The 23921-nt window shown below is 29.7% G+C and carries 20 protein-coding genes, 1 riboswitch and 2 other annotated features; of the genes, 15 read left to right on the forward strand and 5 right to left on the reverse strand.

The window, feature by feature from the left end; translation table 11 throughout:
• Positions 1-34 precede the first annotated feature (34 nt).
• Positions 35-643 carry a DUF1643 domain-containing protein gene (locus QP548_RS12425; RefSeq protein WP_003467949.1) on the forward strand — a complete coding sequence of 203 codons (609 nt, stop codon included), beginning with the start codon at positions 35-37 and terminating at the stop codon, positions 641-643.
• A 166-nt stretch (positions 644-809) separates the two neighbouring features.
• Here the strand turns inward: QP548_RS12425 and QP548_RS12430 are convergent, their stop codons facing one another.
• Complete coding sequence (locus QP548_RS12430; protein WP_003456903.1) at positions 810-1025, reverse strand: (2Fe-2S)-binding protein; 216 nt, start codon at positions 1023-1025, stop codon at positions 810-812.
• Positions 1026-1309: 284 nt separating this feature from the next.
• Positions 1310-1591 (forward strand) — a binding site (T-box leader).
• Positions 1592-1691: 100 nt separating this feature from the next.
• Between QP548_RS12430 and ileS the strand changes: the two genes are divergently transcribed.
• Complete coding sequence (gene ileS / locus QP548_RS12435) at positions 1692-4811, forward strand: isoleucine--tRNA ligase (RefSeq protein ID WP_061429308.1); 3120 nt, start codon at positions 1692-1694, stop codon at positions 4809-4811.
• A gap of 44 nt (positions 4812-4855) precedes the next feature.
• On the opposite strand, the gene QP548_RS12440 is transcribed toward ileS, so the two are convergent.
• Entirely contained in the window at positions 4856-5185 is a 330-nt protein-coding gene (locus tag QP548_RS12440) for a rhodanese-like domain-containing protein (RefSeq protein ID WP_061429307.1), read from the reverse strand.
• A 331-nt stretch (positions 5186-5516) separates the two neighbouring features.
• Here QP548_RS12440 and QP548_RS12445 point away from each other — a divergent pair, with 331 nt between their 5' ends.
• From QP548_RS12445 to QP548_RS12465, 5 genes are all read left to right on the forward strand, one after another.
• Positions 5517-6515 (forward strand): LacI family DNA-binding transcriptional regulator, encoded by a 999-nt coding sequence (locus QP548_RS12445; protein ID WP_061429306.1) that lies wholly within the window; start codon positions 5517-5519, stop codon positions 6513-6515.
• A 104-nt stretch (positions 6516-6619) separates the two neighbouring features.
• Positions 6620-7048 carry a thioredoxin family protein gene (locus tag QP548_RS12450; protein ID WP_003450575.1) on the forward strand — a complete coding sequence of 143 codons (429 nt, stop codon included), beginning with the start codon at positions 6620-6622 and terminating at the stop codon, positions 7046-7048.
• 3 nt (positions 7049-7051) lie between these two features.
• Positions 7052-7744 carry a cytochrome c biogenesis CcdA family protein gene (locus QP548_RS12455; protein WP_061429305.1) on the forward strand — a complete coding sequence of 231 codons (693 nt, stop codon included), beginning with the start codon at positions 7052-7054 and terminating at the stop codon, positions 7742-7744.
• A gap of 112 nt (positions 7745-7856) precedes the next feature.
• Positions 7857-8489: a hypothetical protein gene (locus QP548_RS12460; RefSeq protein ID WP_061429304.1), complete on the forward strand. Its 633-nt coding sequence runs from the start codon at positions 7857-7859 to the stop codon at positions 8487-8489.
• Between the two features lie 188 nt (positions 8490-8677).
• Positions 8678-10045 (forward strand): MATE family efflux transporter, encoded by a 1368-nt coding sequence (locus QP548_RS12465; RefSeq protein ID WP_061429303.1) that lies wholly within the window; start codon positions 8678-8680, stop codon positions 10043-10045.
• Positions 10046-10084: 39 nt separating this feature from the next.
• Here the strand turns inward: QP548_RS12465 and QP548_RS12470 are convergent, their stop codons facing one another.
• Positions 10085-10264 (reverse strand): hypothetical protein, encoded by a 180-nt coding sequence (locus tag QP548_RS12470; protein WP_003450573.1) that lies wholly within the window; start codon positions 10262-10264, stop codon positions 10085-10087.
• 114 nt (positions 10265-10378) lie between these two features.
• On the opposite strand from QP548_RS12470, the gene QP548_RS12475 reads away from it, so the two are divergent.
• From QP548_RS12475 to QP548_RS12505, 7 genes are all read left to right on the forward strand, one after another.
• The gene (locus tag QP548_RS12475; RefSeq protein ID WP_003479332.1) at positions 10379-10957 is read left to right on the forward strand and encodes a nucleoside recognition domain-containing protein; all 579 of its coding nucleotides are present in this window, start codon (positions 10379-10381) and stop codon (positions 10955-10957) included.
• An 11-nt stretch (positions 10958-10968) separates the two neighbouring features.
• Entirely contained in the window at positions 10969-11487 is a 519-nt protein-coding gene (locus tag QP548_RS12480; RefSeq protein WP_003479331.1) for a spore maturation protein, read from the forward strand.
• Positions 11488-11915: 428 nt separating this feature from the next.
• Positions 11916-14513, forward strand: a complete 2598-nt coding sequence (gene adhE, locus QP548_RS12485; protein WP_061429302.1) for a bifunctional acetaldehyde-CoA/alcohol dehydrogenase — start codon at positions 11916-11918, stop codon at positions 14511-14513.
• A 149-nt stretch (positions 14514-14662) separates the two neighbouring features.
• Positions 14663-15907, forward strand: a complete 1245-nt coding sequence (locus tag QP548_RS12490) for an aminopeptidase P family protein (protein ID WP_075808048.1) — start codon at positions 14663-14665, stop codon at positions 15905-15907.
• Positions 15908-16014: 107 nt separating this feature from the next.
• Positions 16015-16353, forward strand: a complete 339-nt coding sequence (locus QP548_RS12495; protein WP_061429301.1) for a phasin family protein — start codon at positions 16015-16017, stop codon at positions 16351-16353.
• Positions 16354-16483: 130 nt separating this feature from the next.
• Positions 16484-18097, forward strand: coding sequence for an ABC1 kinase family protein (locus tag QP548_RS12500; protein ID WP_061429300.1), 1614 nt, complete (start codon positions 16484-16486; stop codon positions 18095-18097).
• A 92-nt stretch (positions 18098-18189) separates the two neighbouring features.
• Positions 18190-18359: riboswitch (Lysine riboswitch) on the forward strand.
• A gap of 164 nt (positions 18360-18523) precedes the next feature.
• Positions 18524-20239 carry a Na+/H+ antiporter NhaC family protein gene (locus tag QP548_RS12505; RefSeq protein ID WP_075808049.1) on the forward strand — a complete coding sequence of 572 codons (1716 nt, stop codon included), beginning with the start codon at positions 18524-18526 and terminating at the stop codon, positions 20237-20239.
• Positions 20240-20368: 129 nt separating this feature from the next.
• Here QP548_RS12505 and QP548_RS12510 read toward each other — a convergent pair whose 3' ends face one another.
• Both QP548_RS12510 and QP548_RS12515 read right to left on the reverse strand, forming a co-directional pair.
• Positions 20369-20878 carry an FUSC family protein gene (locus tag QP548_RS12510; protein ID WP_003450550.1) on the reverse strand — a complete coding sequence of 170 codons (510 nt, stop codon included), beginning with the start codon at positions 20876-20878 and terminating at the stop codon, positions 20369-20371.
• 21 nt (positions 20879-20899) lie between these two features.
• Positions 20900-21481, reverse strand: coding sequence for an FUSC family protein (locus QP548_RS12515; protein ID WP_003450545.1), 582 nt, complete (start codon positions 21479-21481; stop codon positions 20900-20902).
• 157 nt (positions 21482-21638) lie between these two features.
• Positions 21639-21893, forward strand: a binding site (T-box leader).
• 77 nt (positions 21894-21970) lie between these two features.
• Between QP548_RS12515 and metG the strand changes: the two genes are divergently transcribed.
• The gene (gene metG, locus QP548_RS12520) at positions 21971-23908 is read left to right on the forward strand and encodes a methionine--tRNA ligase (RefSeq protein ID WP_061429298.1); all 1938 of its coding nucleotides are present in this window, start codon (positions 21971-21973) and stop codon (positions 23906-23908) included.
• Positions 23909-23921: the final 13 nt, after the last annotated feature.

Below are 23921 nucleotides of genomic sequence, written 5' to 3' on the forward strand. Positions count from 1 at the left end.
TAAGGAACGAGAGTTGGTAAAAAGGGGAGCGCTTATGCAAAAGTATTGTAAAAATCAAAATAATATAAATATTTTATTAGATCATGAAAGTGGAAGAGGCTTTAAGGTTACTTTTACTATTAATGAAGAAGGAGAAAGTAATATATTAGTTATTACTAGAGCTCCAAAATCACATAATGCTGAAGATTTAAAAAAAGAGTTAAATAAGGCTATAAAATATTTAATGAATAATGAGGATGAACTTGGAATAATAAAAGAAATAAGTTTTGTATTCCTATTTCCTGTTATTGAATATAGCAAGGATGTGCTAGAAGAAGTTTATAATACCAAAGGCGAGCTATTCCTATGTGGAAATGATGGATTTATTGAGAATGGAGAATACTTAAAAAATGACTTAATAATATTTGAAAGTCTAATAAATAGTTCTCACATAATATTTGCTTGGGGAGAGCCAACGTCTAAAGATATTAGAAAGGTATATGAAAGTAGATTGCATTACCTTTTAAAAGGATTTAAAGTTGTTAAAAATAACTGCTTTGATTTAAAGAAGTTTTATTATGTAGGAACACTTACAAATCAAGGATATCCTAGAAACTATAGCAGTTGGTCTAAAAATTTACAATTAAATGAATTTGAAATTTAAATAAAAAGAGCCTGTATCAAAATAATTTTAAATTTGATACAGGCTTTTTTAGTTTTGTAATTTTTAATAAGAAATAAATATTATGTAAAAGTAAAAAAGAGTACCCGAGGGTACTCTTTTAGGGAGATACAAAATTAAAACAGTAAATAAGTTTTGCTTAAAAGAATTATTGGTTGTCTTCAATTAATTCTTCAATTTTGTCTCTACATCTGCAACCTTTGCAAGAACCTTTAGTTGCACCAGTTTTTTCAGCTACTGCTTCCACTGTGTGTGCACCATTTTTGATAGCTTCCTTTATCTTTGCTCTTGAGATTGCTCTGCAGATACAAACTTTAGTCATTTTATCAATTACTTGTTGATTTAAATTATTGTTATCATTCATACTATTTTCCTCCTAATTACATCAAAGTAAAACAGCACGATTAACAAAAGGGAATGGAATGTATTTGATGATTTAATTATAAGTTAGTTGATAAGAAAAGTCAACATTAAATAATAAAAATTATTCATTAATTTTTATTATTTAATATATAAGTGTTAACTTATAATATTAGGTTGTACAAAAATAGATTTTTTATTATAAAAGCAAATTAAATAATTAATGAAAGCTTTCAAATATATGGATTTGTTGCGTTGACTTTTTAAAAGTGCTATTATATAATTTCTTTAAAGACTGTGAACAGGGCAAGTACTTATATAGAACCTTATTCAGAGAATAGTTGGTTGGTGTGAAACTATAGGTATATTTAAGGAAAATCACCTGGGAGTTGGAGACTGAAAGGAATATATTCTTATTAAGTTATCCCGTATATCCACGTTACAGGATGCGAGCATTATAGGTGCTTTTAATTACCTATCATAAAAACGTAAAATTTTAATATTTATAATTGAATTATATAGATAGGTTTGAACTTTAGGTGGTATAGCGAATATAACTTCGTCCTTTTAGGATGGAGTTTTTTTTATTTTACTTAAAGAAGTCTGGCTAAATAATCAATTATAAGTAAATAATTAAAATATTAAACAAGAGAAGGAAAGGAGTTTCAATATGTATAAAAAAGTTGAATTACCTAAGGGTTTTGTAGGCGTAGAAAAAGAAGTTGCAAACCTTTGGAAAGAAAAAAACATAATAAAAAAGAACTTTGACATGAATCAAGATGGTGAATACTTTACTTTCTATGATGGACCTCCAACAGCTAATGGTAAACCACACGTAGGTCACGTATTAACAAGAGTTATGAAAGATATAATCCCAAGATACAAAGTTATGAAGGGATATAAAGTTATAAGAAAAGCTGGATGGGATACTCATGGACTTCCAGTTGAGCTTGAAATAGAGAAGAAGTTAGGAATTTCAGGTAAACCTCAAATAGAGGATTACGGTGTTGAGAAATTCGTAACTGAGTGTAAAGATAGTGTATTCACATATGTTAGCATGTGGGAAAAAATGACTGAGCAAATAGGTTATTGGGTAGATATGGAGAATCCATATGTTACTTACCACAATCCATACATAGAATCAGTATGGTGGGCTTTAAAACAAATGTGGGATAAAAAACTTTTATACAAAGGTTATAAAACAATGCCTTACTGCCCAAGATGTGGAACAAGTTTATCATCACACGAGGTTTCACAAGGATACAAGGATGTTAAGGACTTAACTGCTGTAGCTAAGTTTAAAGTTAAAGGAGAAGATAATAAGTACTTCTTAGCTTGGACAACAACTCCTTGGACTTTACCTTCAAACGTTGCTTTATGTATAAATAAAGCTTATGACTATGTAGAAGCTAAGCAAGCTGAAGGTGATGAAATCTTCATCTTAGCTAAAGAATTAGCACCTAAGGTTTTAGGAGAAGGATTTGAAATAGTTAGAGAGTTCAAAGGTGAAGAGTTATTAGGAATGGAATATGAACAATTATTACCATTTGTAACTCCGACTGAAGGAAAAGCTTTCGTAGTTGTTCATGGTGACTATGTAACTTTATCAGATGGTACTGGTATAGTTCATATAGCTCCTGCTTATGGTGAGGACGATAACTTAATAGGAAAGCAAAATGGATTAGCATTCTTAAACTTAGTTGATTTAAGTGGTAACTTTGTAGAAGAAGTAACTCCATGGGCTGGAAAATTCGTTAAGAAATGTGACCAACAAATAGTTGATTACTTAAAAGAACAAAATAAATTATTTAAAGCTGAAAAGCATACTCACTCATATCCACATTGTTGGAGATGTGACACACCACTTCTTTACTATCCAAAAGAAAGCTGGTTTGTTGCAATGACAACTTTAAGAGACAAACTTTTAGCTAACAATGAGAAAATAAATTGGTACCCAGATAACATCAAGAACGGTAGATTTGGTAAGTTCTTAGAGAATGTTATAGATTGGGGTATCTCAAGAGATAGATACTGGGGAACTCCACTTCCAATATGGGAATGTGAATGCGGACACAGAGAATGTATAGGAAGCATTGAAGAGTTAAAAACTAAAGGAATAAATGTTCCAGAAGATATAGAACTTCATAAACCATACATCGATAAAGTTCATTTAAATTGTCCTCATTGTAATAAAGAGATGAAGAGAACAGCTGAGGTTATAGACTGTTGGTTTGATTCAGGATCAATGCCATTTGCTCAACATCACTATCCATTTGAGAACAAAGAATTATTTGAAGCTAACTACCCAGCTCAATTCATATCAGAAGCTGTTGACCAAACAAGAGGATGGTTCTATACATTATTAGCAATATCAACTGCTATATTTGATAGAAATCCATTTGAAAACTGTATAGTTTTAGGTCACGTTCTTGATAAGAAGGGCTTAAAGATGTCAAAATCTAAGGGTAACGTAGTTGATCCATTTGAAGTACTTGATTCACAAGGTGCTGATGCTACAAGATGGCATTTCTATACTGCAAGTGCTCCATGGTTACCAACTAGATTCTCAATAGAAGATGTTGCTGAAACTCAAAGAAAATTCTTAAGCACATTATGGAATGTTTACTCATTCTATGTTTTATATGCAGAGTTAGACAACTTCAATCCATTAGACTACAAGGATTTCGTATCAGATAACGTAATGGATAAATGGATAATGTCAAAACTTAATACTTTAGTTAAGGACGTAGATGATCATTTAAATAACTATAGAATAACTCAAGCTGCTTTAGAAATAGAAGAGTTTACTGATGAGTTATCAAACTGGTATGTAAGAAGAAATAGAGCTAGATACTGGTCAGAAGAATTAACTGATGACAAGATAGGTGCATACACTACTTTATACAGAGTTTTAGTAACTTTATGTAAAGTTGCAGCTCCATTTGTACCATTTATAACAGAAGAAATCTATCAAAACTTAGTAGTTAACTTAGATGAAAATGCTTTAGAAAGTATTCACTTAGGAGCATGGCCAGAAGTTGATGAAAAGGCTATAGATAAAAAATTAGAAGAAAAAATGGATTTAGCTTATAAGATAGTTAAACTTGGAAGAAGTGCTAGAAATGGTGCTAACATCAAGAATAGACAGCCACTTTCAAAAATGCTTCTTTCAACTTCAGAGCTTCCAGACTATTATGGAGACATAATTAAAGATGAGTTAAACATCAAGGAAGTAGAATTAGGAGCTGACCTTTCTAAATATGTTAACTTCGAAATTAAGCCTAACCTACCTGTTTTAGGAAGAGCTTATGGTAAGTTAATACCAGCTATAAGAAAAGAAATAGCTTCAAGAAACCAAATTGAATTAGCTCAAAAAATCCAAAATGGTGGAGTAGAAGTTATCATTGTAGATGGAAATGAAATAGAATTAAATGCTGAAAACTTACTTGTAACAATGCAAGGATTAGAAGGATTTGCATTTGCTGGAGAGGGATCAGTTGGTGTTGTTTTAGATACTACTATAACTGATGAATTAAGAGAAGAAGGTCATGTAAGAGAAATCATATCAAAAATCCAAAACATGAGAAAAGAAAGTGGATTTGAGGTTGCTGATAAGATAACTCTTTACGTAGCTGAAAATGATATGCTTTTAGATGTAATCAAGAAATTTGAAGATGTTATAAAGAAAGAAACTTTAACTGAAGAAGTTGTTTATAACGGAGATGCTGATTACTCAGAAGCTAAAGTAAATGGTGAAATATTAAAAATGGCTGTTTCAAAAAGAGCTTAATTAAAATAAAAGAGAGCAAGTAATTGCTCTCTTTTTTATGTAATTTATTTAGTCCAAAGTTCTTTAGGCCCTTCATTAACTAATTTTGAAAAGCCGCCCATCATATTATAAAGTTCTGTAAAGCCATTATCCTCTAAAATTTCACAGGCTTGCATGCTTCTAGAACCTCTTCTACAGTAAACGAGTATTGGTGAGTCTTCATATCCATCAAGCTCATCTAAAGAGAATAATAATCTTCCTAAGGGAATTAATTTGGCATTCTTAATATATCCATCTTCCTTATACTCTTCTTCAGTTCTTACATCTAAAATTAGTAAATCTTTATTTTCATCTATTAATTTTATAGATTCTGTTATATCTATATCTTTATACATTAAAGTTTCCTCCTAGAAAATCTCTTTTATTTATTATAAATTTTAAAAAGTATGGTTAATATATCAATAAGTAATAATATATTTGATTATACAACATAATTCAAATATTTTATAAAAATTATAAAATCTAATAATTTTTACATTGAATTAATATTTGAATTTTATTACAATTATTAATAAGAAAACGTTTTTTGATTAAAAAAGGTAAAAGGAATTTGACCAAATTGCAGAAATATACACAAATTCCTTGTATAAATGTAAAGTTATCATTATAATATTGAAGTATTAATAAATAGATAGGTAATAAGTTAGAGTATAGGAGTTGAGTTAGATGGCTGCTTCAATTAAAGATGTTGCTAGAGAAGCTGGAGTATCAATAGCAACAGTTTCAAGAGTATTAAATGACATAGACGTTGTAAACGAAGAAACTAAGAAAAAAGTTTTAGAAGCTATAAAAAAATTAGGATATAGACCTAATATAGTTGCAAGAAGTTTAAAAACACATAGAACAAGAACTGTAGGTATATTAGTACCTGATATATCAAACCAAATATATCCTGAAATAGTTAGAGGGGCTGAGGACGTAGCTAACATATATAAATATAATGTAATGTTATGTAATTCAGACTTAGATTTAGAAAAAGAAAAAGAATACTTAAGAGTTCTTAAGGAAAAAATGGTTGATGGTGTTCTTTACATGAGTTCATCACTAGGAGAAGAAACTTTAAATTTAATAAATGAATTAGATTTAAAAACAGTTTTAGTTGAAAATGATGAGCAAAATGGTAAGTTCCCAAGTGTAACTATAGATAATGAAAAAGCTACATATGAAGCTACTAATCATTTAATTAATAAAGGTATGAAAAACATAGCTTTCATAGGTGTAGAAGGTGACCTAAATAATGCTTGGGGTAAAAGATACAAAGGATACCAAGCTGCATTAAAAGATGCTGGAATAGAAATGAAAGAAGAATTAACTTACTTTAAAAACTTAAAGGTTAAGACTGGATATGATGCTATTTTAGCAATGCTTGAAAATGGTCAAAAAATAGAAGGAATAATTTGTGCTTCAGATGAAATAGCTATGGGCGCTATAAATGCTTTAAGAGATAAAGGAATAAATGTTCCTGAAGAAGTTAGTGTTATAGGATTTAATGATATAGATTTAGCACATGTATTCTATCCAAAATTAACTACTGTATCACAACCAATGTATGATATGGGATCAATAGCTATGAGAATGTTAATTAAAATAATAAATAATAAACCTTTAGATCAAGATCATTTTGTATTAGATCATGATTTAATAGAAAGAGATAGCTGTAAGTAATTAATGCATAAAAAATGCATAATCATTAGGTAACATAAGATTAAATTATGTTACCTTTTTTTATTTATGGAAAAATTTAAATTTTAGTAAGGGAGGAGTTGGAGGTGAAAAATAAGAGAAAATTAATAATATTAGGTTTAATTCTTTTTGCGTTAATAGGTATATATATTGGAAAAAACTATATTGAGGGAAGAAAGCAAATAAATTTTCAGTCAATTAATGTGGTTGAAAATTTAGAAGAAGCAAAAGAGGGCATACCAACAATAATAATGTTTAAAACAGATACTTGTCCTTATTGTGTTGAAATGCAAAAAGAGTTAAGTTATGTTTCAAAAGAAAGAGAAGGAAAATTTAATATTTACTATGCTAGATTAGAAGAGGAGAAAAATATAGATTTAGCATATAAATATGATGCTAATGTTGTTCCAACTACTGTGTTTTTAGATAAAGAAGGTAATAAATTCTATGTTCATCAAGGGCTTATGAGAAAGAATAATATAGAAACCATTTTAAATTCTTTGGGGGTTAAATAGAATATGGAATTTTTAGCTTATTTTAATATTAGCATATCTAATAATATATTTTTAGCCATAATACTATCATTTTTTGCAGGAGTAGTAGCATCTTTTAGTCCATGTACCCTTTCATCTATTCCATTATTAATAGGCTATGTTCAAGGTAGTGAGGTTAAGGATAATAAGAAAGCATTTAAGTATTCACTGATATTTTCAATTGGACTTGGAATAACATTTACTGTAATAGGCTTACTTACAGCCTTAATAGGAAAAGCTTTTTTAGGTGCAGGGAAGTTTTGGTATATAATATTGGCTTTTATTATGATAGGATCAGGGCTACAAGTTCTTGATGTAATAAATTTATTTGGAGATAAAAAAGATGCTTGTAAAATTACTAAAAGAAGAGAGGGAATTTTAGATGCCTTCTTTTTAGGAATATTAAGTGGAATATTAGCATCTCCTTGTGCAACACCTATAATGGCAGCAATAATAGCCTTTATAGCTGCTAGTGGTAACTTAGTAATAGGGATGATAATGCTTTTAATGTATTCATTAGGTCATAGTGTTTTAATAATTTTAGCTGGAACATCCTTTGGTTTAGTTGAGAAAATAGCCTACTCTGAAAAGGGTAAAAAGATAGGAAGAGTATTAAAAAATATATTAGGAACAATTATAATATTAGTTGGATTATACTTATTTTATCTTGGAGTATAGAAAATATGTAAACCAAATATACAAAAAGTGTTAAATTAAAATGAACTCAAGCAAAACTTATACTAATTTTGATATGATAATTATTAATATAAATTTTGATTGGAGGATTTTTATGGATCAAAATATCAATAAAAAATTATCAGTTGGACAATTTTTAAAATCTGTATTTAACATATTTATTAAAAATTTAGGCGATATAGCAATAATATCAGTGCTTTTTGCACTTCCTACTATTATAGGTCGAGGAAATGCTATATTTTCGGTAATTGGTATATTCAGCTTAGGATTCTCATCAATATCTATAATAAAGTTAGCTAATAATTTTATTAGAGGTGAAAAGGTATCTTGGATTGAAACTATAAAATCAGCCTTTAAAAACCCTTTATTTCCTCTAGGAGTATTCCTTATACAAAACTTTGCTGTTTCTTTAGGCTCAAGCATATTTGCACCTTTAGGAATAGTAATATCAATATTTTTTGTAATAGCTATGCAATGTTCTATATTTGAAAACATAAATGTAATAGAAAGTATAAGAAAAAGTTTTTTATTAGTAAAAAATAATTTTTTAGATATACTTTTAAAGCAGTTTGCTTTAGTTTTTATAATTAACTTTTTTACAATGACCTTTGCAATGTTTTTAAATCAAAGTGTCCTATCAATAATAATATTTTCACTAGTTTTAAATATTATTACAGCTCTTACCCTAATAGGCGGAAATTTAATATATAAAGAAGTAACGGTTTAAGATTTTTAAAGACTATATAAGAGTCAAATTTATTTATCTATAGATAGTTAAATTTATGGAGAAAAAAAGTTTGATTTCCTATATAGTTTTTTATTTTTAAAATTTCACTGACTAAAAAATTAAAATTAATGTATAATAGAAAAGTTAGTATATATTTAAGAAATATAGATTTAAAGGAGGAGAGGCTTATGAAGGATCAAAAATTATTAGGGGAAGAATCAGAATTAAAGCTTTTGATCAAGTATTCGGTGCCAGCTATTATAGGTATGCTTGTAAATGCACTTTATAATATTGTTGATAGAATATTTATTGGACATATTCCAGGCGTTGGGCCAATGGCCATTACTGGAGTTGGTATAACTATGCCAATTATGTCTATATTACTTGGTTTTGGAATGCTTATAGGGATTGGTGCTACTGCAAACATCTCTATAAAATTTGGGCAAAATAAAAGAAAAGATGCAGAGAAGATATTAGGAAACTCTGTGGTCTTAATAACTATAATATCTTTAGTTTTAACTATTATTGGAATTGTCTTTGCAAACAGTATTTTACACTTATTTGGAGCAAGTGAGGCTACAATTTTTTATGCAAAGGAATATATAAATGTAATACTTTTAGGAACTATATTTAATTTAATGTCATTTTCTTTATATAGTACAATTAGAGCAGATGGAAATCCAAAGATGTCAGCTGCAGTAATGGTACTTGGATGTATTATAAATGTAATATTAGATGCAGTATTTATATTTGTATTTAACTTAGGGATAAAAGGGGCAGCTTTAGCTACAGTAATTTCTCAAATAGTTACTACATTAATAATGCTTTATTACTATACATTTGGAGGATCAAACTTAAAATTAAAATTTGAAACTCTTAAGTTAGATTGGGGATTAGTTAAGATAGTTTTAGCTATAGGTGTAGCTCCATTTTCAATGCAGATGGCTGCAAGTGTAGTTCAGGTAATAGCTAACAATGCACTAAGAATGTATGGAGGAGACTTAGCTATAGGGGCTATGGCGGCAATTTCTTCAATAGCAATGATATTTTTAATGCCCATATTTGGTATAAACCAAGGTTCGCAGCCTATAATTGGATATAACTATGGAGCTAAGAAGTATGAAAGAGCTCAAAAAACAGTTAAGTTAGCTATGATAGCAGCTACAACAATACTTGTTTTAGGAGGAATATTAATTCAAGCATTCCCAGCTTTAGTAATAAGTATGTTTAACTCAGATCCTAAACTTTTAGAAATAGGAGTTCCAGGGTTAAGAATATATTTATTCATGATGCCTATAATAGGTATATCAATAATAGGATCTAACTATTTCCAATCAATAGGTAAAGCTAAGTTAGCAACTTTCTTAAGTTTATTAAGACAGGTTATACTTTTAATTCCTCTAACATTAGTTTTACCTAAGATTGCAGGATTAGGTTTAACAGGGGTTTGGTTAGCTGGTACACTTTCAGACTTCTTATCTACAATAATAACTGGATTATTCATAATTAAAGAGTTCAAAAAAGAAGATAGTATAGAAGATAAAAAAGCAATTTAAAAAAAGCTGAGTTTAGAAATTTCTAAACTCAGCTTTCTTTTATATAATACCTTCGTCTTTTAATAAATCTTCAAGTTTTCTTACTTTCTCTGTTAGAGTAACGAATTTTTGCTTTAAATCATCTTTACTTAAATCATCTATTTGAACTTCAAGTTCTTCTACAGTTTTTAAAACTTCATCTATATCTTGTTGAGCTAATTTTAAATTTTTTTCGTTCATATAAAAAATTCTCCTTTTAAGTAAATTCGTTCTTTGTAGTTTTATGGTAACACTACTATTCTAACTATGCAAGGCATATATTATACAGAAATTACTTATGATTTAGGAGGAGAGATGATTAATTATATATGGTTTGCAATTATAGCCTTAGGATTGATTTTTAGCATAATGACAGGCCAGGGAGAGTTGATTACAACTGGCTTAACAGAATCTTCTGAAGGTGCTGTGAAATTTATAATTTCCTTAGTAGGTATTATGTGTTTTTGGTGTGGAGTAATGAAGATAGCAGAAAATAGTGGGTTAACATCTAAGGTTGCAAAATTATTAAATCCTATATTAAAAAAGATATTTAAGGAGAGTTCTCATAGTGATGAAGCTATGGGAGCCATAGTTATGAACTTAACTGCTAATATGTTTGGACTATCTAATGCAGCTACTCCCCTTGGAATTAAGGCTATGAGTGAATTAAATAAGATAAATAAAGAAAAGGATGGAAGGGCATCAAATGATATGGCATTATTTTTAGTCATAAATGCAGCCTGTATTCAATTAATTCCATCTACAGTTATATCAATTAGGGCAGCGGCTGGCTCAAGTGAACCTGCAAGTATAATAATTCCTGCTATTATATGCACTTTTACTGCCTGCTGTGTAGGAATTATATGCTGTAAAATCTTGCAGAGATACTTTTAGGAGGGATACTTTTGATTGCAAATAACATAATTCCAATAATATTTCTTTTAATAATAGTCTATGGAATGTTTAAGGGAAGAAAAGTTTACGAATGGTTTTTAGAAGGGGCAAAAGAAGGACTAATGGTATGCGTTAAAATTTTTCCTGCTTTATTAGCTATGATGATTGCCATAAGAATATTTAAAGATGCTAATTTACTTAATTATTTAAATAATCTTTTAGAACCAATAGTTTCTTTAATAGGATTACCGAAGGATATTGTTCCACTAGTACTAATTAAACCTCTATCTGGAAGTGGAGCCTTAGGAGTATATACAGAATTAATAAATACCTTAGGGCCAGATACAAGAGAAGGATTAATTTCTTCTGTAATAATGGGAGGAACAGAAACAATATTTTACACCATAACTGTTTACTTTGGTGCTGTTGGAATAAAGAAAATAAGACATACATTTTGGGCGGCTTTAATGGCTGATATAACTGCTATTATAATGGCAGTATTAGTAGTAAGTATGTTTTTTGGACTATAAATGAATAAAATAATTAAAAAATAGCAACATAATATTGAGAAAAAAAGGAGAACAAAAGATGATTTAATTTAAATATGAAAGTACTTCAGAAATAATCCAAAATATTACAGAAATCGTTTAACTAAAATGTAAATATTTAAAGTTGATAAAAAAATCACAAAATAGTTAAAAAAATAACGAATTTTTGTCGATAAAATGTAAGAAATGTAAAAAAAAGTCTGGATTTTGATTTTGAAAGATGGTATTATAATCTCGTAAGGTTGGTAAAAAACTTTACGGAGTAGATAAATAGCTTAAAAACAAAAAAAGATATGAAAAAAAGTTCTTAAATGGAATTTTATTAAAGTTAAAAACTTAACTAAATGCTTTTAATTAATTTTTACATATATTATGAAAATAAGAAACTAATCTATAATGAGGTGGGTATCATGAAAGTAACAAATGTAGATGAATTAATGCTTAGATTAGAGAAAGTTAGAGCAGCTCAAAAAGAGTTCTCAAAATTTTCTCAAGAGCAAGTAGATGAAATATTTAGACAAGCAGCAGTAGCAGCTAATAATGAAAGAATAAGATTAGCAAAAATGGCAGTTGAAGAATCAGGAATGGGTATTGTTGAAGATAAAGTTATAAAAAACCATTTTGCTGCAGAATATATATATAATAAATATAAAGATGAAAAAACTTGTGGAGTTATAGAAAAAGATGAATCATTTGGTATCACTAAAATAGCTGAGCCAATAGGAGTTGTAGCAGCAATCGTTCCTACTACAAACCCAACATCAACAGCTATATTCAAAGCTTTAATATCATTAAAGACTAGAAACGCTGTATTCTTTTCACCACATCCAAGAGCTAAAAACTCAACAATAGAGGCAGCTAGAGTTGTTTTAGAAGCAGCTGTTAAAGCAGGAGCTCCAAAAGATATAATCGGATGGATAGATGAGCCATCAGTTGAAATGTCACAAGTATTAATGGCAGAAGCTGATATCATACTAGCTACTGGTGGTCCAGGAATGGTTAAAGCAGCTTACTCATCAGGAAAACCAGCTATCGGGGTTGGAGCAGGTAATACACCAGCAATCATAGATGAAACAGCTCACTTAAAAATGGCAGTAAACTCAATATTATTATCAAAAACTTTCGATAACGGTGTTATCTGTGCATCAGAGCAAACTGTATTAGTTGTTGATAAAGTTTATGATGAAGTAAGAAAAGAGTTCGCTGATAGAGGAGCCTACTTCTTAAAAGATAAAGAAATAGATAAAGTAAGAAAAACAATTTTAATAAATGGTAACTTAAATGCTAACATAGTTGGTCAATCAGCATGGAAAATAGCTGACATGGCAGGTGTTAAGGTTCCAAAAGATACTAAAGTTTTAATTGGTGAAGTTGAGTCAGTTGAATTAGAAGAACCATTCTCACATGAAAAATTATCACCAGTATTAGGAATGTACAGAGTAGCTAACTTCGAAGAAGCTTTAGTTAAAGCTGAAAGATTAGTTGAACTTGGTGGATTCGGACATACTTCAGTTTTATACACTGATACAATGAAATCACAAGATAGAGTTCAAAAATTCGGTGCAACTATGAAAACTGGTAGAACAATAATAAACATGCCATCAACTCAAGGAGCTATCGGAGACATATATAACTTCAAGCTAGCACCATCATTAACATTAGGTTGTGGATCATGGGGTGGAAACTCAGTTTCAGAAAACGTTGGTCCTAAACACTTAATGAATGTTAAGAGTGTAGCTGAGAGGAGAGAAAATATGCTTTGGTTCAGAGTTCCAGAAAAAGTTTACTTCAAATATGGTGCTTTAGGAGTTGCTCTTAGAGAATTAAAAGATTTAAACAAGAAAAAAGTATTTATAGTAACAGACAACGTATTAGCTAGTCTAGGATATGTTGATAAAATAACAAGTGTTTTAGAAGAAATAGGTGTAGATTTCAGAGTATTCTCAGAAGTTACTCCAGACCCAACTTTAGCATGTGCTAAAAAAGGTGCTGAAGCAATGAGAAGCTATCAACCAGATGCAATCATAGCTCTTGGTGGAGGTTCACCAATGGACGCAGCTAAGATTATGTGGGTAATGTATGAGCATCCAGAAGTTGCTTTCGAAGATTTAGCAATGAGATTTATGGATATAAGAAAGAGAGTTTACCCATTCCCAACTATGGGTCAAAAAGCTATGATGATTTCAGTTCCAACATCAGCTGGTACTGGTTCAGAAGTAACACCATTCGCAGTTATAACTGATGAAGAATCAGGAGTAAAATATCCATTAGCAGATTACGAATTAACTCCAGATATGGCTATCATAGATGCTGAGCTTATGATGAACATGCCAAAAGGATTAACAGCTGCATCAGGTATAGACGCATTAACTCATGCTTTAGAAGCTTACGTTTCAGTTTTAGCATCAGAGTACACTAATGGATTAGCTTTAGAAGCTATAAGATTAATATTCAAATACTTACCACAAGCTTACGCTGAAGGTACTACAAACATAAAAGCAAGAGAAAAAATGGCTCATGCTTCAACAATGGCTGGTATGGCATTTGCTAACGCATTCTTAGGAGTATGTCACTCAATGGCACACAAATTAGGATCAGAACACCATATAGCTCATGGAGTTGCTAACGGAATTTTAATAGATCATGTAATAAGATTCAATGCTGTTGACAATCCAAGAAAACAAGCTGCATTCCCACAATACAAATATCCAAATGCTAAATGGAGATATGCAGTAGTTGCTGACTACTTAGGATTAGGTGGAAAGAACGAAGAAGAAAAAGTTAATAACTTAATCAAGGCTATAGATAACCTTAAGAAAACAGTTGGAATTCCTGCAACAATAGCTGACTGTGGAGTTTCAAAAGAAGCATTCTACGCTACATTAGAAAAAATGAGTGAAGATGCATTCGATGACCAATGTACAGGTGCTAACCCAAGATACCCATTAATCAGTGAAATCAAGCAAATGTACATCAATGCTTTCGAAGGTAAAAAAGACAGAGTTTAATAGCTTTGAAATAAGATAATAAAAAATACTCACTAGATTATCTAGTGAGTATTTTTTTCTATAAAAACATATAAAGATGTACTATTTGTTAAGATTTTAAATCTTATCTATGGTAAAATTTAATAAATAGGAATTGGAGGGATTAAGAGATGAAAAGTTCAGTTTTTACTAAAAACAGAGAGAATTTATTAAAGAAACTAGAAGACAATTCATTGTTAGTTTTATTTGCAGGAGAGGCTAAAAGAAAAACAGCAGATGAATATTTTCAATTTACTCCAAATAGAAATTTTTATTATTTAACAGGAGTAGATGAAGAAAAGCATATACTAATGATAAAGAAAATAAATGGTGTAGTTGATGAAGTCCTTTATATACTAAAGCCAAATTTAGAACAAGAAAGATGGACTGGAAAAACTATAAGAGATTATGAGGCTAAAGAAGTATCTGGCATAGAAAATATAAAATATTTAGAAGAGTTTAAAAGTGATTTAAATATGATTTTTACTAATGGAATTGCAGAAAATCTTTATTTAGATTTAGAAAGAGTTTCATTTAATGAAGAAATGAGCAAAAGTCAAAGCTTTGCAAAGGAAGTTAAGGAGAGATATCCTCAAATAGTTATAAAGGATGTTTATTCTGATATAGCTTCTTTAAGACAAATTAAATGTAAAGAAGAAGTAGAAGAAATAAAGAAGGCTGCTCATATAACAGCTAAAGGTGTAGAACTTTTAATGAAAGAATGTAAGCCTGGAATGAAAGAATATGAATTAGAAGCATATTTTGATTTTTACTTAAAACAAAATGGAGTTAAAGATTATGCTTTTAAAACTATAGCAGCTGCTGGAGTAAATGCTGCTACTTTACACTATGTTGATAATAATAGTGAAATAAAAGATGGAGATTTAATTCTTTTTGATTTAGGGGCTCAAGTAAATTATTATAATGGAGATATTTCAAGAACATTCCCTGCAAATGGTAAGTTTACTAAGAGACAAAAAGAAGTTTATGAAGAAGTTTTAAAGGTAAATGAAGAGATAATAAACTCTATTAGACCAGGAGTTGGATTCTATGAAATAAATGATAAAGCAAATAATCTTTTAGCTGAAGCTTGTGTAAGATTAGGTCTTATAGAAGATAAAAAGGATTATAGAAAGTATTATTTCCACTCAATAGGACATAGTTTAGGTCTTGACACTCATGATGTTGGTAAGAGAGATATCATTCTTGAAGAAGGTATGGTTTATACTGTAGAGCCAGGTTTATATATTGAAGAAGAAGCTATAGGAATAAGAATAGAGGATGATGTTTTAGTTACTAAAGATGGCTGTGAAGTTCTAACAAAAGAATGCATTAAGTCTGTAGAAGATATAGAAAATTTCATGAGTAATAGATAATTTTATAATTAACATTATTTTAAGAATAATAAGCTTTAAATTTGAAGAAATTAAGAGTAAAATGTAATAAAAATTAAAGAGCAAACTATGGTTTAGGAGATGATTTCATGATAAATGAATTAAAAAAAGCTATATTAGCTGGAATTGGAACTGCAGCTACTGCTTATGAAAAAACAGATTCCTTTATACAAGATATGGTTACTAAGGGAAAAATAACTGTTGAGGATGGTAAAGTTTTATCTGAAGAATTAAAAAGAGATATGGAAGAAAAAACTACACAAGCAACTAGTGAAATAATAACTAAGTTAGATAACATGAAACCTTTCACAAAAGAAGATTTTAAAGCTATGTTTGATGAAGCTAATAAATCTACTTTAGAAGAAATAAATAAATTAAAAGAAAGAATAGCCGTATTAGAAGCTAAATTAAATGAAGAAGAAATTTAGGCTATAAAATATAGAACTCTACAAGAAATATGAGGAGTAGAATTTATAGCTATGTAAATAGCTAGGATAAGTAAGCTTTTCAGTATCTTGTAGAGTTTTTATAGTTTATTATCTTATAGGAGGTGAATTTATGAGTAAGGGACAGAGTGCAAAAAGGTTAAAAGAAATAGTTAGAGTATTTACTTATTATGGTTTTGACTTTTTAATTTCATCAAAGTTGCCTAATAGTAAAAAGGCTGAGCCAAGGCCTCAAGCACTTAGAGAGGCTTTAGAAGAATTAGGGGCAACCTTTGTTAAAATTGGACAGATATTGAGTACAAGACCAGATTTACTTCCTAAAGCTTATATTGAAGAGTTGGAAAAGTTACAAGATAATAATGAAATAACAGACTTTAATAAAGTAAAGGAAATATTTTATGAGTCTTTTGGGACAGATATAAATACATATTTCTTAGAGTTTAGTGAAACTCCCTTAGCTTCAGCATCAATTGCACAGGTTCATAGAGCTAAATTAATAGATGGAAGAGATGTAGTAGTTAAGGTTCAGCATTATAAAATAGATGAAAAAATGAAGCTTGACTTAAGTATATTAAGAAGACTTAGCAAATTAACCTCTAATCATATAACGAATACATTAATTAATCCTGTTGAAGCTTTTAAGGAAATTGAAGATGCTACCTTAAATGAGCTTGATTTCGAAAAGGAAGCAAAGAATACTAAAAGGTTTAGAGAGCTTAATAAAAATGTAGCCTGTGTTGGTGCACCTATAATTATTGATAAGCTTACTTCTAAGAAAGTACTTACCATGGAATATATAGATGGTTGCAAAATAACAGATTTCAATATTTTAAAAGAAGAAGGATATGACTTTGAGGATATTGCAAACAAACTAGCAAATTCATTTTTTAAACAGGTTCTTGAAGATGGATTTTTTCATGGTGATCCTCATCCAGGAAATTTATTTATAAGAGAAGGCAAAATATACTTTATAGACTTTGGCTTAGTTGGGACTTTAGAAGCAAATTTAAGAAATTGGCTTAATAAGGCCATGATTGCTATGGTTTTAGGTGATATTGATACCTTAGTTGATTTTGTAAATGCCATAGGCATAAAAAAAGGAAAGGTTGAATATTCAATATTATATGATGATTTGAAAAATATAGTCTCAAAATATATAAATGCATCTTTAAAGACAATAAAGATATCAGATTTATTTAAAGAAATCTTTGAGATTGCAGAACGAAATAATGTTCAATTTCCAAGAGAATTGGTTACTTTAGTAAGATCTATAGTTATATTAGAAGGGGTTATAGCTAAAATAGATCCAGATTTAGAAATTATGGAATGTATTTATCCTTATGTAAAAGAAAGAAATAAAGAGGAAATGTTAAAAAGTTTAAACAAGGATAAACTTATAACTGAAGCCTATAAGTTTGCTTCTAAGAGTATAGAAATTCCTACTAAATTTTCAGAACTTGTGGATAGTTTGACTAAGGGAAGAGCTAAGTTGCAATTTGAAATGAAGGGCTTAGATAAGCCACTTACAGATTTGAATAAAATGGTAAACAGAATTGCTTTCTCTTTAATAGTTGGATGTATGATAATAGGTTCCTCATTAATAGTTAATGCTAAAACTGGACCTACTTTTCAAGGGGTTCCTATTTTAGGATTAATAGGCTTTATAGTGTCAGGAATTTTTGGCTTGTGGTTATTGATTTCCATAATAAAATCAGGATTTTTTTAATAAATAGTTAATAAAGTTATTAAATACTTGAAAGAAACATAGTTATGTTGTATAAATGTATACAATATAATAATTAAAAAGTGAATAATTTAAAAAGAGGTAGAGGCGCGAGAATCAAGATTACTAAAATGGAGTTAAGTAGCGTAGAAGTTTTAGGAAAGGGATTATCGCCGAAGTTTTTGGCTAATACTTTAAGGCTAAATGCTGGGGTTGTATAGAATATATACAACACTGTCACAAAATGTGGAGAGCTATCATCTTAGGGAATTAAATAAATAAAAGTTTATTTGCAAAAGTAATTTTATTAAGTATTAAGACCTTAGGTTGATCAAGCCTAAGGTCTTTTTTGTAGAAATTTTATAATAAGAGAAAATAAGGGAACACCTCTGTAAATTAATTCACTGCATATTTAAGGGGGAATTTATAATGAGAAACAAAACTAGATTTAAAGTTTTTCTAACGGTTTTTGCAATGACAATGTTATGCTCAACCTTAGTCTTTGCTGCTGAAGATGCTGCGGCGGTAAACTCAGCTAAGTTTGGAATGTGGACAGTGCTGCCACCATTAGTTTCAATTGTATTAGCTTTTTTAACTAAGAATGTTGTAGTTTCTTTATTCATAGGAACAATGACAGGATGTATAATGCTCAAATTAAATGGATTTAATATAATTACAGCGTTAACTCAAGGATTTATTGATTTTACTTATAGAGCTTTAAATTCCTTAGCTGATCCTTGGAATGCAGGGATAATTCTTCAGGTTTTAGTTATTGGAGGAGTAATTCATTTAGTAGCTAAAATGGGAGGAGCAAAGGCAATAGCTGAGGCTTTAGCAAGAAAGGCTAAGACTGTTAAAAGTGCACAACTTACAACTTGGCTTTTAGGCTTAGCAGTTTTCTTTGATGATTATGCTAACTCATTAATTGTAGGACCAATAATGAGACCAGTTACAGATAAATTGGGAGTTTCAAGGGAAAAATTAGCCTTTGTTATAGATGCAACGGCAGCACCAATTGCAGGGTTAGCAATAATATCAACTTGGATAGGCTTAGAGGTTGGATTAATTGGAGATGCTTTAAAAAGTGTAGGAATACAAGCAGATGGTTTTGGAGTATTTTTAGAAACAATACCATATAGATTTTATAATATATTAATTTTAGCTTTTGTTGTTATATCAGCAATAACTTTAAGAGAGTTTGGACCAATGCTTAAAGCTGAGAGAAGAGCTAGAAGAGGAGAAGTTTTATCTACTACAGAAATTTCATCAGATAGTGAAGATTTAGAACCTATAGAAGGAATTAAATTAAGTGTTTGGAATGCAATAATTCCAATTGGAGTTTTAATAGTATCATCTTTAATAGGATTTTATTATAGTGGATGGGTAACTATAATGAGTGGAGAAGATTTAGCAATAATAGAGCTTATGAACAATACACCTTTTAGTTTTGCTGGAATACAAGCAGCATTCTCAAATGCAGATGCTTCCGTAGTTTTATTCCAATCAGCTTTATTAGCAACTATAGTAGCTCTTATATTAGGAGTTTCTAGAAAAATCTTTACTATTTCAGAAGGAATAGGAATTTGGATTGAAGGAATGAAAGGACTTTTAATAACAGGAGTAATTCTTATATTAGCTTGGTCTTTAAGTTCTGTAATTAAGGAATTAGGAACTGCTTCTTATTTAGTAGGAGTATTATCAGATGCAATACCAGCATTTTTATTACCAGCAATAATATTTATTTTAGGTTCAATAATAGCCTTTGCTACAGGTACAGCTTATGGAACAATGGGAATATTAATGCCACTTGCAATTCCATTATCCTTTGCAATAAATCCAGAATGGAATTTTGTTATAGTAAGTACCTCAGCAGTATTAACAGGTGCTATATTTGGAGATCATTGTTCACCTATTTCTGATACCACAATACTTTCCTCAACAGGTGCAGGATGCGATCATATAGAGCATGTTAGAACTCAAATATGGTATGCAGTGTTTGTGGGAATAGTAACTGTATTATTTGGATATATTCCAGCTGGTTTAGGATTAAGTATTTTCATAGTATTACCTTTATCCTTAGTAGCTTTATTCATATTAACAATGATATTTGGTAAAAAAGTAGATGACAAAGTAGTTAGCAATTAAAAAGGACGTGTACCAAAATAACTTTTTATAAAACTTACAAACAGTATGAAGAGGAAATTTAGTAATTCTAGGAATATGTTTGTAAGTTTTATTATTATATTTTGATACAGCCCCTTTTATTTAAATATATTAATTTGTTTTCTCTTCAGTTTTCTTTTGGTAAGGGTAGACAAGTCTGTTAATTATAATAGCTATTATTACCCCAATAAATGTATCTAGGATTCTATTAAAAGCATAGTCATATGAGCCAACACCCTTTAAGTTTGTCATTATGGCAAAAACAACTATACATGCACTATTTATTGCGCCTTTACAATTAAATAAGATACATAGGTAAATGGCTATAGTTGTACCTATGGCTGTTAAAAGAGCATAAACAATAAAGTGTTGAATACTTAATACATTAAATATGGCTGTTAATAATAAACCAACAATAGCCCCTAAAAATGTACCAAGCATTCTGTTTTTTCCCATTTTATATGAATTTTCAACTGTATCTTGCATGCACATCATTGCTGCAATACAAGCAAAAAAGGCACTAGAACGGCCTAATAGTTCAAATACTATAATGCATATAAATACTGAAAGAGAAGTTTTAAGGTTTCTAGCACCTATAGTTTGCAGGTTAAATTTAAACAAATATTTCCCTCCTAAATCATATTAGTTCTTTTTATTTTCTTCTAGATTTTTTATATCATCTTTAACTTCTTTTTCAAGTCTAGAGATTTTTTCTTCTATATTTTCTAAATCTTTTTTTACCTTATTTTCATATTTATATATGTAGTTATTTATTAATAGAGCAATTATTATACCTATAAAAGTATCTATAATTCTATCAACTGCATAGGCATATGGAGCTTTACCATGTAAGTTTGTCATAATTGCTATTAATACTATACATGCTATAGAAACAGACCCTTTTCTGTTAAAAACATTAAGTAGATAAATGGTTATAACTATTCCAATCCCTGTTATTATTCCTGAGAATCTTGTAAGATTAAAGTTTAAAGCTATAAAAGTTAAAGCTAAACCAACAAGTCCACCAGTTATTGTACCAATCATTCTGCTTTTTCCCATTTTATATGAGTTTTCAACAGTATCTTTCATACAGATTACAGCGGCTATACAAGCGTAAAAAGGATATTGTCTGTGTATTAGCTCAAAAAATCCTATGCATAAAGTTACAGCCAAAGCTGTCTTTAAGTTTCTTGCACCTATTTTAGGTAGGGCTAAACCTTTCATTTAAATAATACCTCCCCAACAATTTATATATTATTATAGATAGTATATAACATTTTTATATTAATACAAATTATGACTTAACAAGAATTTTAAAGAATTCAAAAATAAAAACGATTGACATTAATATAAAACTAATCATATAATTAAAATTAAGTGAGAAAATGCAATGAAGAGAAGAGTAATAAAGAAGATTGTATAAAAGAGAGCTGGGTTAGGTGAAAGCCAGATACATGAGACTTTATGAAGATGGACTTGGAGCAGACTTTTTGAGAATTTTAATTTTAGAAAAGTACGGTGGCAACCGTTATATTGCAAAGTAATAAAATAAGTTAAACTTAGGAGTTACTTAGTGAGATATTTATGGTGACATAAATATGAAATAGAGTGGTATCGCGTAATTAACGCCTCTATGGGATTTCCCATAGAGGTTTTTTATATTTTTGAAATATTGGAAACAATAATAAGTAAGAATACAAGGAGGAAGAAATAATGTGTAAAAAACCATATTATATTACAACGCCTATTTATTACCCATCAACAAATCTACACATAGGTAATACTTATACAACTGTGGCTGCTGATGCTATAGCAAGATTCAAAAGACTTACAGGTCATGAAGTAATGTTCTTAACAGGAACAGATGAGCATGGTCAAAAAATAGAAAGAATAGCTAATGAAAAAGGAATTACTCCAAAGGAGCATGTTGACGAAATAGTTGCAGGAATTAAAGATCTTTGGAAAATGATGAACATAAGCTATGACAAGTTTATAAGAACAACTGATGATTATCATGTGAAAGCTGTTCAAGAGATTTTCAAAAAGTTATATGATCAAGGAGATATATATAAAGATTCTTATGAAGGTCTTTACTGTACTCCATGTGAATCATTCTGGACAGAAACTCAATTAGTAAATGGAAACTGCCCTGATTGTGGAAGACCAGTTGAAAAAGCTAAGGAAGAAGCTTATTTCTTTAAAATGAGCAAATATGCTGATAGATTAATTCAGTATATAGAAGAACATCCAGATTTCATTCAACCAGAATCAAGAAAGAATGAAATGTTAAATAACTTCTTAAGACCAGGATTACAAGATCTTTGTGTTTCAAGAACAAGCTTTACTTGGGGAATACCTGTAAGCTTTGATGAAAAGCATGTTATTTATGTTTGGATAGATGCATTATCAAACTACATAACTGCCTTAGGATATGGTCAAGAAAATCAAGAATTATACAAAAAGTTCTGGCCTGCTGATGTTCACTTAATAGGAAAAGATATTTTAAGATTCCACACAATTTACTGGCCAATAATGTTAATGGCTTTAGGATTAGAATTACCTAAGCAAGTATTTGGTCATGGATGGTTACTTGTTGATGGAGGAAAAATGTCAAAATCCAAAGGTAACGTTGTTGATCCAGTAGTTTTAGTTAACATGTTTGGAGCTGACGCTGTAAGATACTACTTATTAAGAGAAATACCATTTGGTTCAGACGGATTATTCAACAATGAAATATTTATAAAGAAAGTAAATACAGACTTAGCTAATGACTTAGGTAACTTATTATCAAGAACAATAGCTATGGTTTATAAATACTTTGATGGAGTTATTCAAGCACCAACATGCAAGGAAGCTATTGATGATGAATTAATAAACTTAGCTTTATCTACTCCAGGAAAAGTTGAAGCTAGCATAGACGCATTAAAGATTCCAGAAGCGTTAGAAAGTATATGGACTTTAATAAGTAGAGCTAATAAATATATAGATGAAACAACTCCTTGGATACTTGCTAAGGATGAAGAAAAGAAAGAAAGACTAGGAACAGTTTTATATAACTTATTAGAAACCTTAAGATTTGTTTCAGTAATGATTTCACCATTCTTAACAGAAACAAGTACAAAAATAAATGCTCAATTAAACACTAAAGTTACAACTTGGGAAAGTTTAAAAGAGTTTAACGGAACTGTTGCAGGAGATAAAGTAGTTAAGGGTGATGTTATATTCCCAAGAATAGATGTTGAGGAAAAATTAGCAGAACTTGAAGCTTTAAAACCAGCTCCAGTTAAACCAGCTAACGAAGAGTTAGTTAAAAATCCAATAAAAGAAGAAATAACTATAGATGACTTTGACAAGATAGATTTAAGAGTTGTTAAAGTATTAGAATGTGAACCAGTTAAAAAAGCTAAAAAGTTATTAAAACTTAAAGTTGATTTAGGTGGAGAAGAAAGACAGGTTATTTCAGGAATAGCACAATACTATAAACCAGAAGAGTTAGTTGGAAAGTATGTAGTATTAGTTGCTAACTTAAAACCAGTTAAATTAAGAGGAGAATTATCTCAAGGTATGATACTTGCAGCAGCACCTTCAGATGATTCAGAACTTCTATTAGTTAACCCAGGAGAAATGTTAACTGGAAGCCAAGTAAGATAGTAAAATTAAAAAA

This window comes from Clostridium sp. UMB9555A, assembly GCF_030222355.1.
GTDB lineage: Bacteria > Bacillota > Clostridia > Clostridiales > Clostridiaceae > Sarcina > Sarcina perfringens.

Coding starts and splice junctions, on each gene's coding strand:
- QP548_RS12430 (WP_003456903.1), bottom strand. CDS start 1,025: ATGAATGATAACAATAATTTAAATCAACAAGTAATTGATAAAATGACT.
- QP548_RS12505 (WP_075808049.1), top strand. CDS start 18,524: ATGAGAAACAAAACTAGATTTAAAGTTTTTCTAACGGTTTTTGCAATG.
- QP548_RS12515 (WP_003450545.1), bottom strand. CDS start 21,481: ATGAAAGGTTTAGCCCTACCTAAAATAGGTGCAAGAAACTTAAAGACA.
- metG (WP_061429298.1), top strand. CDS start 21,971: ATGTGTAAAAAACCATATTATATTACAACGCCTATTTATTACCCATCA.
- QP548_RS12500 (WP_061429300.1), top strand. CDS start 16,484: ATGAGTAAGGGACAGAGTGCAAAAAGGTTAAAAGAAATAGTTAGAGTA.
- adhE (WP_061429302.1), top strand. CDS start 11,916: ATGAAAGTAACAAATGTAGATGAATTAATGCTTAGATTAGAGAAAGTT.
- QP548_RS12475 (WP_003479332.1), top strand. CDS start 10,379: ATGATTAATTATATATGGTTTGCAATTATAGCCTTAGGATTGATTTTT.
- ileS (WP_061429308.1), top strand. CDS start 1,692: ATGTATAAAAAAGTTGAATTACCTAAGGGTTTTGTAGGCGTAGAAAAA.
- QP548_RS12445 (WP_061429306.1), top strand. CDS start 5,517: ATGGCTGCTTCAATTAAAGATGTTGCTAGAGAAGCTGGAGTATCAATA.
- QP548_RS12425 (WP_003467949.1), top strand. CDS start 35: ATGCAAAAGTATTGTAAAAATCAAAATAATATAAATATTTTATTAGAT.
- QP548_RS12440 (WP_061429307.1), bottom strand. CDS start 5,185: ATGTATAAAGATATAGATATAACAGAATCTATAAAATTAATAGATGAA.
- QP548_RS12470 (WP_003450573.1), bottom strand. CDS start 10,264: ATGAACGAAAAAAATTTAAAATTAGCTCAACAAGATATAGATGAAGTT.
- QP548_RS12465 (WP_061429303.1), top strand. CDS start 8,678: ATGAAGGATCAAAAATTATTAGGGGAAGAATCAGAATTAAAGCTTTTG.
- QP548_RS12455 (WP_061429305.1), top strand. CDS start 7,052: ATGGAATTTTTAGCTTATTTTAATATTAGCATATCTAATAATATATTT.
- QP548_RS12460 (WP_061429304.1), top strand. CDS start 7,857: ATGGATCAAAATATCAATAAAAAATTATCAGTTGGACAATTTTTAAAA.
- QP548_RS12495 (WP_061429301.1), top strand. CDS start 16,015: ATGATAAATGAATTAAAAAAAGCTATATTAGCTGGAATTGGAACTGCA.
- QP548_RS12490 (WP_075808048.1), top strand. CDS start 14,663: ATGAAAAGTTCAGTTTTTACTAAAAACAGAGAGAATTTATTAAAGAAA.